This window comes from Stenotrophomonas sp. 80084_Sma, from assembly GCF_056481995.1.
The window spans coordinates 2406349-2419281 of the sequence record NZ_CM151177.1 but is presented as its reverse complement, the minus strand read 5'-3'; the positions used below and the strand labels follow the sequence as shown (position 1 = coordinate 2419281).

Here is a 12933-nt window from a genome sequence, read left to right as displayed (position 1 = left end):
GACGTTAAGTTCAGCTGGATCACTGGCCCGAAGAGGGATCGGCTTCGGTTTGCGATGCCTCTTCATCCAAGGCTCGCTGCCATGCCTGTCTCTCAGCCAAGGCGCGCTCAGCTCCCCGATCAGTGGGCCGATACCAGTTCGGCCTCTCCACACCCTCCGGCAGGTACGTCTGTCCAGCTGCGTAGCCGTCTGGCTCATGATGCGCGTAGCGATATGCTTGTCGATACCCCATCTGCCTCATAAGCTTCGCTGGAGCATTCCGAAGATGCATGGGAACTGGTAATGATCCGTGCTCCTTGACGAAGGCCCTTGCTAGATCCCAAGCCGCATAGGACGCATTCGACTTGGGGGAGAGCGCCAGATAGGTCGCAGCCTGGGCCAAGACAATTTCACCTTCAGGAGAGCCAAGTCGCTCATACGCCTGCGCAGCGTGGATGGCCAAGTGCAGAGCGCCCGGATCAGCATTTCCGATATCTTCGCTTGCCATAACAATCATTCGACGTGTGACCTGGCTCACGTCCCCGCCCCCATCCAGAATGCGCGCTAGCCAGTAGAGGGAGGCGTCGGGATCAGAGCCACGCAGTGATTTGTGAAACGCGGAGAGCTGCCAATAGAACTCGTCCCCGCCCTTATCGAATCGACGCAGTGACGGGCTGGTGGAGCGCTTGGCAAACTCAAGATCCACCTCTTCCACCCGCTTCTCAGAGGCCGCAGTTGAGACCTGCTCGAGAAGATTCAGGAATCTGCGGCCATCACCATCAGCGAAGCCCTTCAGCAGCTGCAATGCGGGATCGGAGAGGTCAACGCCTCGCAAGTGAGGTCTGGCGCGTTCGTAGAGCTTCTCAAGATCTGCGTCAGACAGAGGCTCAAGTGTGTACACCTGCGCGCGCGAAAGCAGCGCCGAGTTAACGGCCAGTCCTGGATGCTCTGTGGTGCCGCCCACCAGCGTGAGTAGCCCTGATTCAACGTGAGGTAGCAGCGCATCCTGCTGGGCCTTGTTGAACCGGTGAATTTCGTCGACGAAAAGTACCGTGGAGCGACCGCGGACGTCGAGTTCGGCCCGCGCATCATCAATGGCCTGCCTGATGTCCTTTACCCCGGCGAGTACGGCGGAGATCGCAATGAAGTGACTGTCAGTCACCATCGCTGCGAGGCGCCCCAGGGTGGTCTTACCGACGCCCGGGGGCCCCCACATGATGAAGGAGTGCAGACTTCTTGCTTCAAAGGCAAGACGCAAAGGCTTCCCCGGCCCCAGCAGGTGTTGCTGCCCAACGAACTCGTCGAGAGACTTCGGTCGTAGCAGTTCGGCCAGTGGTGCCCTTGGTTTCGCTGTGAATAGATCTGCCAAGGTGTTCTCCTTCGGGAAGTCAGTTGCGAGTGTGCATTCAGAGCGTCTTGGCCCCTATTTCAGCTTCCCATCCAATGAGCCGCTTGTGGCATTGCTTGCTTTTTCACGGAGGATGATGCGAGCCCCTCTGTATCCAACGCTGTGATTCCATACCCAGCTCATTGCGACGCTCAGGCGATTTCGCACTCCGATAAGGAAGTAGATGTGAGCGAGCTTCCAGATCCACCATGCGATTCCTCCGCTCAGCTTTAGCTTCCCCATATCGATTACTGCAAGGCTGCGTCCAATCGTGGCGAGGTTGCCCTGGTGCCGGTACTTGAATGCAGCGGTCCTCCGCGCCCCTGTTATCAGCCCTTCAATCTGGCCCGCGACGTACTTGCCTTGCTGCTTGGCCGCCGGCGCGATTCCAGGAACGGTCTTTCCGTCCGCAGTGGCTGATGAAGCAGTGTCCCCGATCACGAAAATGTTGGGGGAACCAGGCACCGTTAGATCAGGGCCGACGATTGCGCGCCCCGCCCGATCTGATTCGGTGTCGAGCCAACGTGCGGCTGGAGACGCCTGAACTCCCGCTGCCCAGACGATTGTGGATGCCGCCAGCTTCTTGCCATTGAGCATCACCCCATCAGAGGCGCACTCGGTGACAGGGGCCCCCAACAAAACGGATACCCCAAGCTTCTCGAGGGCGCGCCTCGTGTACTCGGAGAGCTTTTCAGGAAAGACGGGGAGCAGCCGCGGACCCGCCTCAATGAGAAATACCCGGGTTTTGCTGGGATCAACTGACCGAAAGTCATCCTGCAGCGTGCCACGCGCCAGCTCCGCGATGGTTCCGGCAAGCTCGACACCTGTAGGCCCACCACCAATGATCACAAAGGTTTGAAGGGCCTCTCGAACCTCGGGATCATTGCAGAGCTCCGCTTGCTCGAACGCGCTCAAGATCCTGCCTCGAATGGTTGTTGCATCCTCCAGGCTCTTCAGGCCTGGAGCGTACTTCGACCATTCGTCATGCCCAAAGTAGGCATGTGTTGCTCCCGTAGCGAGCACAAGGGTGTCGTAAGGGTATCGAGTGCCGTCCTGAAGGATCACTTGGCGGGCAGCTTTATCCACACCCTCGACCTCCGCCATGAGGGTTCTGACCTCCGGGCGGTCACGGAACAGATAGCGGATCGGCCATGCGATCTCCGACGGTGACAGTGACGCACCAGCCACCTGGTAGAGCAGCGGCTGGAACAAGTGATAGTTCCGCCGGTCAATGATTGTTACATCGACATCCACTCCTTCAAGGTGCGTGGCGGCCTCCAGTCCGCCGAAGCCCGCCCCAACGATCACAACTTGATGACGATTTCTGGAGGTCTTGATCACGGCAGCACTCCTTGGTTAGGTGTTCAGCGCCGATGCGTGGTGCTTGAGATGATCGGCAATGAAGCTGGAGATGAAGTAGTAGCTATGGTCGTAACCATCGCGAAGGTTCAGCGAAAGCGGATGATTCACCTTGGCGCATGCATCTTGAAGCAGTTCGGGGCGGAGCTGATTCTGCAAGAAATCATCGCTGAGCCCTTGATCCACGAGCAGGGGCAGGCGCTCCTTTGCATCTGCAATCAGCTCCACGGCGTCATACTGCCGCCACTGCTCCTGATCTCCCCCCAAGTAGGCCGAAAACGCCTTCTGGCCCCAAGGAGCCTGGGTGGGTGCCACGATCGGAGAGAAGGCGGATACGCTGCGATAGCGACCTGGATTTCGCAAAGCGATGACCAAGGCACCGTGGCCGCCCATTGAGTGGCCGCTAATTGAGCGAGCCTGGCTAACAGGGAAGTTCTTCTCAACGAGAGCAGGCAGCTCACTTACAACGTAGTCATACATGCGGTAGTGGTCGGACCACGGTGCCTCGGTGGCATTGACGTAGAACCCCGCACCTTGGCCGAGATCGTAAGCTGGATCATCCGCGACGGACTCTCCGCGCGGACTTGTATCCGGAGCAACGATGGCAATGCCATGCTCAGCAGCGAGCTGCTGCACTGCAGACTTGGTGATGAAGTTCTGCTCTGTGCACGTCAGGCCAGAGAGCCAGTAGAGAACAGGTACCGGGCCGCTGGACGCCTGCGGAGGGAGATAGACTCCAAACTTCATGGTGCAACCAAGGCTGGATGATTCATGCTGGTAGACGTCCTGCCATCCACCGAAGCTTGCGTGACGCTCAATGCGTTCCATTGTTCTTTCCTCTGAGTTGAATTTGATAGGCCATCTATCGCGAATCGAATGTGGCCTTAAGCGAGGCTTTAGGCCTTGTCCTCGACTGCCGAGTCACCGTGTGCATGCCTGATCCTTCGGACAATCCACCAAATCAGCAGCAATACAGCGGGAACCAAGATCGCAGTGACGGTTGCTGCGATGTCATGCGTCCCAGGCAAACCCTTGAGCAGGTATGCGAGAAGACTCACGACGTAGTACGAGATGGCGGCCACCGACAAACCTTCCACCGTCTGCTGCAGGCGCAGCTGAACCTTCGCCCGTTCATTCATGGACGCCAGTAGGTCGCGGTTCTGCCGCTCGAGCTCAACATCAATCCACGACCGGAGGAGCGAGATCGAGCGCGTCAACTTGTCTGAGAGCTTCCCCTGTCGCTCCTTCACTGACTGGCAAGTTCGCATGGCCGGTGCAATCCTTCGATACAAGAAGTCCGCCCAGGTGCTATAGCCGGCAACTTGATCCTCCGCCAACGCATCCAGTCGCTCTTCAACAATTTCGTAGTAAGCCCGACTTGCACCAAACCTATAGAGATTTGCCGCGGCGTCCGCCTCCAACTCTGCAGCCAGGCTGGTCAAATCCGAGAGGAGCACGTCACTGTCACGACGTCCGCCGGAGGCCCTGCGCATCTCTTCAGTAATTGCAGCCAGACGCGCCTCCATGCGACGAAGATTCGACGTCATGGAACGAGTCAGCGGTAGCGCTAGGAGGGCAAGCGTTCGGTATGTCTCGACCTCGAGCAGTCGTTGCGCCAGCGCTCCTGCCCGCGCCGGAGTCAGGTCGCGATCAAGGATGAGCATGTGGGTTAGCCCTTCCTCGTCTTGACGGAAGTCGGTCACAATGGCCGCGGCACCGTTCTCAACCAGCGAGTAGCAGCGGCTGACGGGATCAAAGCAATCTATTTCCTTCTCCGCCTCCGCGGTCCAAGGCAAAAGCCTGACGCTAACAGCCGAGATCACGGGTCCTGGCGGCTTGAATCCCTGTCTAAACGGGTTGTCCCCACAAGGCTCACCTGTTTCTGAGCTCAGTGGTGCGCTCCAGAGGTAGGAAGAGAACTCAGTGTGCTTCTCGCAGTGCAGATCACCCTCATTCCACGTAAGCGCGTGATGAGGTGTGGTGTGATCCTCGACTGCAGCCTCCATACGACCTGAAAGATCGTCGATCGCGGCACGATCTCGACTCATGTCCCCTTCTGTCATGAAGGAGAGCTGGAGAAGGCTTCGCGGAGACTGGGTGAGAAGGTGCGGTCGCGCATGGACTTCCTCAACGGCGGCGCGGCGGTCCGCGTGCGCCGGCATCCCATATACGTAGCCTTCTGCTGGCGTGCCTGCAGCTTGGCTCAGGCCGGATGGGTCATTCATACATAGCCTCAAGAATGGATGATCTTCTAAACACCGCTCACGGGAGGTCTATCACTTGCTTGTGCGATAGCTCAGCGAAAGGTCGTGTGGTGGAGCCGGCTCTGGTGTAGGGCGGTAGTGGGAACCACAACAAGCTGGGAGGACAGCACCGCATAGATCGCAGGCCCTTGCTCTCCCACCTTCCAGCCAGGCGCGGACCGCATGGGAGTCGCAACGAGGCTGGAAGCTCACTTCAAAGGGCCTCCCATGACTCAGTCAGATGCCGAAGGCAACGATGCCGACAGAGATTGCCCGCTCCAAGAAATACAGACAGGCGCAACTCGACTGACATCATCCAGCATGCCTTGGAGCCTCCTGGAAAGGCCTCAACGTCCTAGTCGTGACGCCCTAACCCACGAAGGGGTTAGGAATGGCGGGTTCTACTTGGAAATGAAGTAGTTCGGACACCCATAGATTGCCTCCTCTACTTAGTACTAGCGCCATCAAGCAATGTCGCGAACTGACTAACGGAGATAGGAGCGGACAATAGAGATGGTCTCGTCAATCGACTTCCTTTGAGAGTCGGTGTGGGTGTCGCTATGCGGGAACTCTTCACGCAGATAGCTCTCCAGAACCGTCGCCATCAAACCATTGACCGCCCCGCGCACAGCAGCAAGCTGCTGAAGTACTGCAGCACATTCCGCCCCGCTCTCCAGAGCCTGCTCCAATGCAGCCACCTGTCCGCTGATCCGACGTACGCGGGTAAGGGCCTGCTTTTTCTCCCGAGGGCTGTGAGGCATTGCGCACCTGTCCGTATCACATGAGGGAACGATACTATACTCCCCGATAGTATGCAAGCTAGCAATCTGCGAGGGTCTTTAACTCCGTCAACTGAGTCTGCGCCTGATTTCGAGCCGCCGCCAGAGGCCAGTGACAGACCCCTCCCGCCCCACCCCCACACCACAAAAGGCGGGCTCCTGTAGGAGCCACGCCCCACCACTCGAAAGAGTGGTTACATGTAGATGAATTGGCGGTATAGCTTGTCTAGCTCCAGCCTGACGAACTCGATCTCCTCCTCGTCCCCGGCATCAGAGAGCTCCAGAAGCTGTCGCTCCTTTGATGTAATTCGATCACAGAGGTCTTTTAGGTTGGCGCAGAACTCCGCTGAATGGGCTTGCGACCGGTCAGGTCGAGCCTCTGTTGATCCCAACATTCCGCGAGACGTTGACGGGGTGATGCCGAACTCCTCATTGAACGCGATCTGATGCTGTCGCCTGTCATCAGTCTCAGAAATGGCCTGCCGCATCGCACTAGTGATCGTATCGGCATACATGATCGCCTTACCGCGCGAGTTTCTTGCGGCTCGTCCAATCATCTGAATGAGGGCCTGGCTCGACCGAAGGAAGCCCGCCTGGTCCGCATCAACGATAGCGACCAGAGAGGCCTCAGGAATATCGAGCCCCTCTCTCAGCAGGCTGATACCCACTAGCACATCGAACTCGCCGGCCCTCAGCCCATTGATGATCTCAACTCGATCCTCTGCCTTGATATCCGAGTGCATGTACTTCGCACGCACCCCTTGATCCTCGAGGAACTCGCACAGCTCCTCAGCAGACACCTTTGTCAGCGTGGTCACCAAGACCCTGTCGCCCTCTCGTACACAACGGGCGATCTCTGACAGAAGATCGTGCCTGTAGCCCTCCCTCGGCCTCACCTCTACCAGCGGATCGAGCAAGCCAGTGGGCCTGATGAGCTGGTCAATCAATCTTCCCTTGGATCTCCCAATCTCATAGGCGCCAGGCGTAGCCGAAACGAAGATCGTCTGGGGCTTGATGGCTTCAAACTCAGAGAAGCTAAGCGGTCTGTTGTTCATCGCCGAAGGTAGACGGAACCCGTACTCGATTAGAGTATCCTTCCTGCTCTGATCGCTCCTGAACATCGCCTCGATCTGAGGAACCATGACGTGCGACTCATCAACAAATAGCAGGCCATCCTTCGGGAGGTAGTCCATGAGTGTCGTCGGCCTAGCTCCTGAAGGCTTCGAGTTCAGGTAACTGGAGTAGTTCTCCATGCCAGAGCAATATCCCAGCTCCCTCATCATCTCCACGTCGTTCGTGATCTTCTCGTAAAGCCTATTTGCCTCAACGATTCGACCAGATGCGTTGAGCTCCGTCACCCTGGCCTCCAAATCCTTGAGGATGGCCTTCGTAGCCTCATTGATTTCTGTTTTGGGGCTTGCGAAGAGTGTCTTTGGAGAAACGAGGTAGCGCGTCTCATCGCCAAGCTTCTTCCCTGTAACCGCATCAATCCAGGTGAGCGACTGCACTCTCCCCTCGTCCGTGAGCTCTACTCTAATTGCCTTGTACTCAGAGTCGGCGGGAAAAATATCGACCACATCGCCAGACACACGGAACGTGCCACGCTTCAGGGTCCGCTCAGTCCTGTCGTACTGAAGCGATGCAAGCCGACGCAGGAAGTCCCTCTGATCCAGTTCGATTCCAAGCGCAAGCTCAACCTGCAGATCCCGGTAGCTCTGTGGGTCTCCCAGTCCATAGATTGAGGACACCGAAGCGACAACAATCACGTCTCTACGCTCAATCAGAGACTTCGTAGTCGATAGTCGAAGCCTCTCAAGGTGATCATTGATGGCTGAGTCTTTCTGGATGTAACGATCGCTACCTGGGATATAGACCTCTGGCTGGAAGAAGTCGTAGTAGGAAACGAAATACTCCACGGCGTTCTCGGGGAACAGCGCCTTCATCTCCCCGTAGAGCTGAGCAGTCAACGTCTTGTTTGGCGCAAGAATGAGCGTGGGTCGCTTCAGCCGATGGATCACATTGGCCATCGTGAAGGTCTTCCCTGACCCTGTAATTCCCTTCAAGGTCTGATGTGTTGCTCCCTCCTCGATGCCAGCAATTAGCCTGGCAATCGCTTCGGGTTGATCCCCGGCCGGCGTATGATCCGAATGCATTACGAACATATCTGTTGACATCACTTACGCTCCTACTGGCTCATTCTTGATCGTTAGAGGAACTATTCCCGTCTCACAGACTCCATCCCATATGTGCGAGCGGAACCAAGGGGGCTGTACGAATGCTATCTTTGGGCGAGTTCCTTTCAGGTGAGCCTGGCAACCCATGCCTGACTAGCGCTAGGGCGTGAGCTGGCATGTCGTTACATGCCGGAGCGGCCTCAGAAGTGCACCCGCCGCCCTCCGCTCACGCCTCACTCCTCCCTACCTGGCTGCTGTACCGACTCCTGATCGACCGCAGTCAGAGCCAGCGTTGACATTAGCTCTGTCTCGATCGTCCTCTGCATTGAGTAGATCGGGAGCGCGTTCGGCGCGGAACTGAATGGCTCCTCCAGCTGACGGCCCAGCGCATCGAGACCAAAAAACGTGTACGCCACAATGAGCACCGGTAAAAAGGTCCACCACCCCAATGTTCCTGCCAGCGCAAAAGGAAGTGTTGTGCAGAATACGATCGCAGTCCGGTGAAGCAGCAGCGAATACGAGAATGGAATCGGAGTATTGAGTATCCTCTCGCACCCCCCCTGGATACGAGCCAAGTTGGCAAGCTGCTTATCCATCACCGAGTACTGAATCGAGTCGATCCTTCCCTCATGAGCCAGATGGGCAAGCTTCAAGCCAATGCCCTGGAGCACAGCGTCCGTCGGATTCGGGCCTTGTGATGCCTTGCCAATATCCCACCAAGGTGCGATCGCATGGGCTTCGTCGGCCCGGCGCAGTCGAGAATAGAGGCCAGCACTGAAGCCACACAGGCCTCGCAGGATCTGTGCTCGGCTGTTTGGATCCAGCAGGGACGTCTGCCTGGCTATTGAGCGACACGCTATGACCAGGTCACCCCAAAGGTGCCTCGCCTCCCACCATCTGGAGTAGCAAGCGTTGTTTCGAAAGCTCATGAATACGGAAAGTGCGATACCAATGAGCGTGAACGGAACGGCACTGAAGCGAGCAAAGATTCCTGGATGCTCCGTTGATGCGAGCACCGCTCCTGCGGTCACAATGCTAATCAGTAGTAGATGCAATGCGATCCTGGGCAGGATGGTACCCCTGACGGCAAACGCAACGTCCCACAACGTCGGCTGCCTTCGCATTCTCGTTTCAACATCTGGGAGACGGTGTGTCATGCCAACCTCTGATTCATTGATCGACTGCTGGCGTCGATACGCCTAGGCAACAAATTCCTTCCACTTGAGTTCGAAATGCGAATGACATCACGCCGTTCGCATGACACTGCTACAGCAGGTCTAAAGCAGTTCATCGTCGGCAGCCTCGGGCATCCATAGTTCAATGACCGTCCCTGTCAGGCCGGTTCTCACTACCGACAGGCTGCCACCGTGGCGGTTGGCAAGCATCTGACTGATGGAAAGACCCAGCCCAGTACCTTGACGATGTTTGGTCGTAAAGAATGGCTCAAAAATTCGGACCAGAATGTCCTGAGGAATGCCGCTTCCAGTATCTGAGACTCGCAAAGCGACGCCAGGGTGACCATGAACGTCGTCAACGTCCAACGTCGCCAATCCCAGCGTTCCGCCCTTCTGCATGACATAGATTGCATTGATCAGGAGGTTCACAAGAATTTGCTGCAGCTCGCCCCGATTGCCCGTTACGAGCCGTGTGGACAGGAAGTTCTTCTCTATCTTCACGGGATGGCGCTTGATGAGGTGTTGAATCAGGGGCAGCGTCTCCAACATCAGCGTGGCAGGCTCTAACAGCTCACTATGACCGGAGTACTCACTGGGCTTGGAGAACTGCAGCAACTTGGAAACAATGGTGCTGATACGCCCAATTTGATCCTCAATGAGGTCAATCTCTTCTCCAAACCCTTGACCCTCGGGCTCCCTGATCGAGTCACGCAGAAGCTCGAGGTTCCCCTGCATGACGGCAAGCGGATTGTTGATCTCGTGCGCTATTCCTGCTGCGATCTCGCCAATTGTTGCCAGCTTCTCAGTGACAATCAGGTGCTGGGTCGTCTCTTCCAACCGTCTATTGGCTAGTGCGAGACCAGCAGTTCGCTCCTCTACCCTGGAATTGAGCTCCTCGTTCCAGGCGACCAGCTGCCGTTCCTTCTCTTCCAGCTGACAGAGCAGCTGGTCCAAGTGCGAAGCGACACGTCCGATTTCATCATTGGATGCCCCTGCTCCGGAGCGAGCACTGCGGTCGCCCGCCTTGACCCGTCCAATTGCCTGATCCATCCGCTCAAGTGGCTTGAACACGCCGCGAGCGATGTACAGAAAAAGGGGTACGGTGATGACTGCAACAAGGAGGCAACCGAACACGATCGCTCCGATGGAATTTCGACGGGCGGTGGTGAATGGCTCCTCCAGAAAGCCCACGAAGAGCATACCAATAGGTACGCCCCGGCCATTGAGAATGGGCATATAGCCGGCAATGTACCAATCATTGACTACGTAGGCTCTCGCCTGCCAGGTCTTTCCCTGGCCCAGCACGGCCTCGGCCACTTCAGAAGACACCCGTGTCCCCGACGCTGGGTTCCCTCCCGCCAACAACGCGTTGGTGCTGATGCGGGTATCACCAAGGAAGATGGAGGCTATCCCTGTTGCGCCAGTACGCAGGGCCTTATCTCGGTAGACAAGATCAGTGATCTGCTTGATGAACTCGGTGTTGTGGTTCAGCAGAGTACCCGCAATCAAGACGCCAACCTGATTGTTTGGAAGTGCAACCGGCGTTGCAGCTTGAATCATTAGGCCCCGCTTCTCACTCTGGGCCGAATCGACAGGATTCCTTGCGTTATGCGGACGAATGACCTCGGCCCGTGCGGCGAGCTTTGGGGAGATCTCCATCAGATCGTCCCGGCTTACCACCCCCACCTCCACGCTGGACGCTCCCTTCAGGGCCTTTTCGATGACTGACCAGTCCAAGTCAAGCTCAGCTGGCGAGGCCGGCTCACTACTAGCCAACAAGCGACCGTTTGAATCCAACAGTGCGATGAAGTCTAGTGAACCACCTTGGGCTTTCGACGCTAGTAGGCTGCCAAGCTCTGCATTCTTGTTGACCCCCTGGCTAATGACGCCATGGAAGCTCTGCGAATCAGCAATCGCAGCCAGCGTCGCGCGGTCGTTGACGAGCAGCTGGTTCATGTACTGTCCCGCAACTTTCAGGTCCCCGCCAACCTTCGAGGCGAGCAGTCGGTCGAAGCGCAAATCCCATTGGTAGATGAGTCCGCCGACGATAGCCGGCAGGATCACAAACATTGGAAGGATCGCGATTAGAAGCAGGCGGAAGCGAACTGAGCGCGCTCGGTTCATTGCAGATTCCTAGGCTGATACATTCCAACTGGAGCACTTACGATCAATCGTCTTTCGCGATATGCCCAAGATCGTGGCCGCTCTTTCGCGATCTCCGCCAGTCTCACGAAGCACTGCAAGGATGTGCCTGCGCTCGACCTCCGAGAGCAGCCGGCTTCGTGGGTCAGAGAGTGACTCCAACCGCTCAAGCTGAGTCGGAAAGTGTCCGAGTATCAGGCTACGCTCAACGTAGTTGTGAAGCTCGCGGACGTTCCCGGGCCACGAGTAGCTCTGAAGATATGCCCGGATCCTTTCGTCGATCGGAATCGGTTGAAGGCCAAGCTGCAGCCCCAGCTCACGCATGAAGCCCGCCGCCAGCTCCAACACATCAGCGCCGCGGTCATGAAGGCGAGGAAGCGACACCTCGAGAACGTTGATGCGATAGTAGAGATCCGACCGGAATGTTCCATTCTTCACTTCCGCAACCAAATTCTTGTTGGTTGAGAAGATGAATCTGACATCGATCGGAATCTCCCGATCTGCGCCAACTGGTCGTATCCGTCTATCTTCAAGCATCCTTAGCAGCTTTCCTTGGAGAGCCAAGGGAAGATCAGCGACTTCGTCAAACAGCAATGTTCCGCCTTCTGCATAGGCGACCAGTCCTTGGCGAGACGAGTTCGCTCCACTGAACGTTCCTTTGAGACTCCCGAACAGTTCAACGTCAATCAACTCGCTGGGAACAGCTGCACAATTTATTGGAATGAAAGGATGAGATGCCCGTGCGGACAACGCGTGCAGCGATCTTGCGGCAACCTCCTTTCCAGAGCCGGATTCTCCAGTGAACAGCACGCTACTGGGCAGTGGTGCGACCTTCGCGATCAGATCCTTGGTGGCCTGAATCGCACGCGAGCTACCTGTGAGCCTGTCTCGAAGCGCAGCTGGTGCACCGGAGCCATGTAGCTCGTGACGGAGAATGGCATTCTCCCGCCGTAGGCGACCGCGTTCCAGGCAGCGCGATATAGCGGCCAGCAACTGATTGGTTCTGAAAGGCTTGAGAAGAAAATCAGCCGCTCCCGCGCGGATAGCGCCGATAGCGGAATCCAAGTCTGCGTACGCAGTAATCAGAATGAAGTCGGCCAAGACCCCTCCCCTGCGCTGGTCCTCCAGCCACGCGATGCCACTCTTCCCTGGCAACACGTTGTCCACAATCACGATGTCAAAGTGGCGCTCCGTCAGATGCTGCTCCGCTTCAATGGTGTCAGCTGCAGCTTCCACAACTTTGCATCGCGGTCGCAAGGCACGAACCAAGAAGCTACGCATGCCAGGTTCGTCGTCAACGATCAGTATCGATGAGCGCGCAAGGTCCGGCCATGCAAGATCGCCGTTTGCGCGCTCTTCGGAAGATTGGTTGGCGCTCTTTGGCGTCATGTTTCCCTCAGTACAATTGAAGCGTGGCTAGTTCCGTCGATTCGTGTTCGAGTTCATTTCGATCTTTCGACCGCTAGATGACGGGTGACATATCGAACAAAACACCCCCTCTCACGACGTAGGACGTTGTGCACCAAAGGCCAGTCTGAGACGTTCAATGCTGTCGACCTCAGTCATATGCCAATCCGGAACTCTTGCCCTACGAGCCTAGTATCGACCTCTTGGTGGCCAAACGGACCGGGGGCTCCTCGCCATATTGCCCAGAGCGCCAATGGCCTCCGTGCCCCTCCAAGCCCCTCGGCGGTC

Annotated in this window: 9 protein-coding genes; all 9 read right to left on the bottom strand. The window is 57.0% G+C overall.

Annotated features, from left to right (window positions below):
• Positions 1-19: 19 nt before the first annotated feature.
• The 9 genes from ACZK3W_RS11285 to ACZK3W_RS11245 all read right to left on the bottom strand — a co-directional run bounded on the left by ACZK3W_RS11285 (position 20) and on the right by ACZK3W_RS11245 (position 12627).
• Positions 20-1348, bottom strand: coding sequence for a replication-associated recombination protein A (locus ACZK3W_RS11285; protein ID WP_005413341.1), 1329 nt, complete (start codon positions 1346-1348; stop codon positions 20-22).
• Positions 1349-1402: 54 nt separating this feature from the next.
• The gene (locus ACZK3W_RS11280; protein WP_026070508.1) at positions 1403-2707 is read right to left on the bottom strand and encodes an NAD(P)/FAD-dependent oxidoreductase; all 1305 of its coding nucleotides are present in this window, start codon (positions 2705-2707) and stop codon (positions 1403-1405) included.
• 15 nt (positions 2708-2722) lie between these two features.
• Complete coding sequence (gene fghA, locus ACZK3W_RS11275) at positions 2723-3553, bottom strand: S-formylglutathione hydrolase (protein WP_017354482.1); 831 nt, start codon at positions 3551-3553, stop codon at positions 2723-2725.
• Between the two features lie 68 nt (positions 3554-3621).
• On the bottom strand, positions 3622-4950 hold the full coding sequence (locus tag ACZK3W_RS11270; protein ID WP_478449907.1) for a DUF3422 family protein: 1329 nt from the start codon (positions 4948-4950) through the stop codon (positions 3622-3624).
• Positions 4951-5453: 503 nt separating this feature from the next.
• Positions 5454-5729 carry a formaldehyde-responsive transcriptional repressor FrmR gene (gene frmR, locus ACZK3W_RS11265; protein ID WP_017354484.1) on the bottom strand — a complete coding sequence of 92 codons (276 nt, stop codon included), beginning with the start codon at positions 5727-5729 and terminating at the stop codon, positions 5454-5456.
• A gap of 212 nt (positions 5730-5941) precedes the next feature.
• Positions 5942-7921: an excinuclease ABC subunit UvrB gene (gene uvrB / locus ACZK3W_RS11260; RefSeq protein WP_017354485.1), complete on the bottom strand. Its 1980-nt coding sequence runs from the start codon at positions 7919-7921 to the stop codon at positions 5942-5944.
• Positions 7922-8154: 233 nt separating this feature from the next.
• The gene (locus ACZK3W_RS11255; RefSeq protein ID WP_227832955.1) at positions 8155-9078 is read right to left on the bottom strand and encodes a bestrophin family protein; all 924 of its coding nucleotides are present in this window, start codon (positions 9076-9078) and stop codon (positions 8155-8157) included.
• Positions 9079-9198: 120 nt separating this feature from the next.
• Complete coding sequence (locus tag ACZK3W_RS11250) at positions 9199-11220, bottom strand: cache domain-containing protein (RefSeq protein WP_017354487.1); 2022 nt, start codon at positions 11218-11220, stop codon at positions 9199-9201.
• Between the two features lie 9 nt (positions 11221-11229).
• Positions 11230-12627 carry a sigma-54-dependent transcriptional regulator gene (locus ACZK3W_RS11245; protein ID WP_026070510.1) on the bottom strand — a complete coding sequence of 466 codons (1398 nt, stop codon included), beginning with the start codon at positions 12625-12627 and terminating at the stop codon, positions 11230-11232.
• Between the last annotated feature and the right edge of the window lie 306 nt (positions 12628-12933).

What these genes read in the sequence shown, in the direction of transcription:
- fghA (WP_017354482.1), bottom strand. Translation starts at nt 3,553, where the DNA reads ATGGAACGCATTGAGCGTCACGCAAGCTTCGGTGGATGGCAGGACGTC.
- ACZK3W_RS11270 (WP_478449907.1), bottom strand. Translation starts at nt 4,950, where the DNA reads ATGAATGACCCATCCGGCCTGAGCCAAGCTGCAGGCACGCCAGCAGAA.
- frmR (WP_017354484.1), bottom strand. Translation starts at nt 5,729, where the DNA reads ATGCCTCACAGCCCTCGGGAGAAAAAGCAGGCCCTTACCCGCGTACGT.
- uvrB (WP_017354485.1), bottom strand. Translation starts at nt 7,921, where the DNA reads ATGTCAACAGATATGTTCGTAATGCATTCGGATCATACGCCGGCCGGG.
- ACZK3W_RS11255 (WP_227832955.1), bottom strand. Translation starts at nt 9,078, where the DNA reads ATGACACACCGTCTCCCAGATGTTGAAACGAGAATGCGAAGGCAGCCG.
- ACZK3W_RS11250 (WP_017354487.1), bottom strand. Translation starts at nt 11,220, where the DNA reads ATGAACCGAGCGCGCTCAGTTCGCTTCCGCCTGCTTCTAATCGCGATC.
- ACZK3W_RS11245 (WP_026070510.1), bottom strand. Translation starts at nt 12,627, where the DNA reads ATGACGCCAAAGAGCGCCAACCAATCTTCCGAAGAGCGCGCAAACGGC.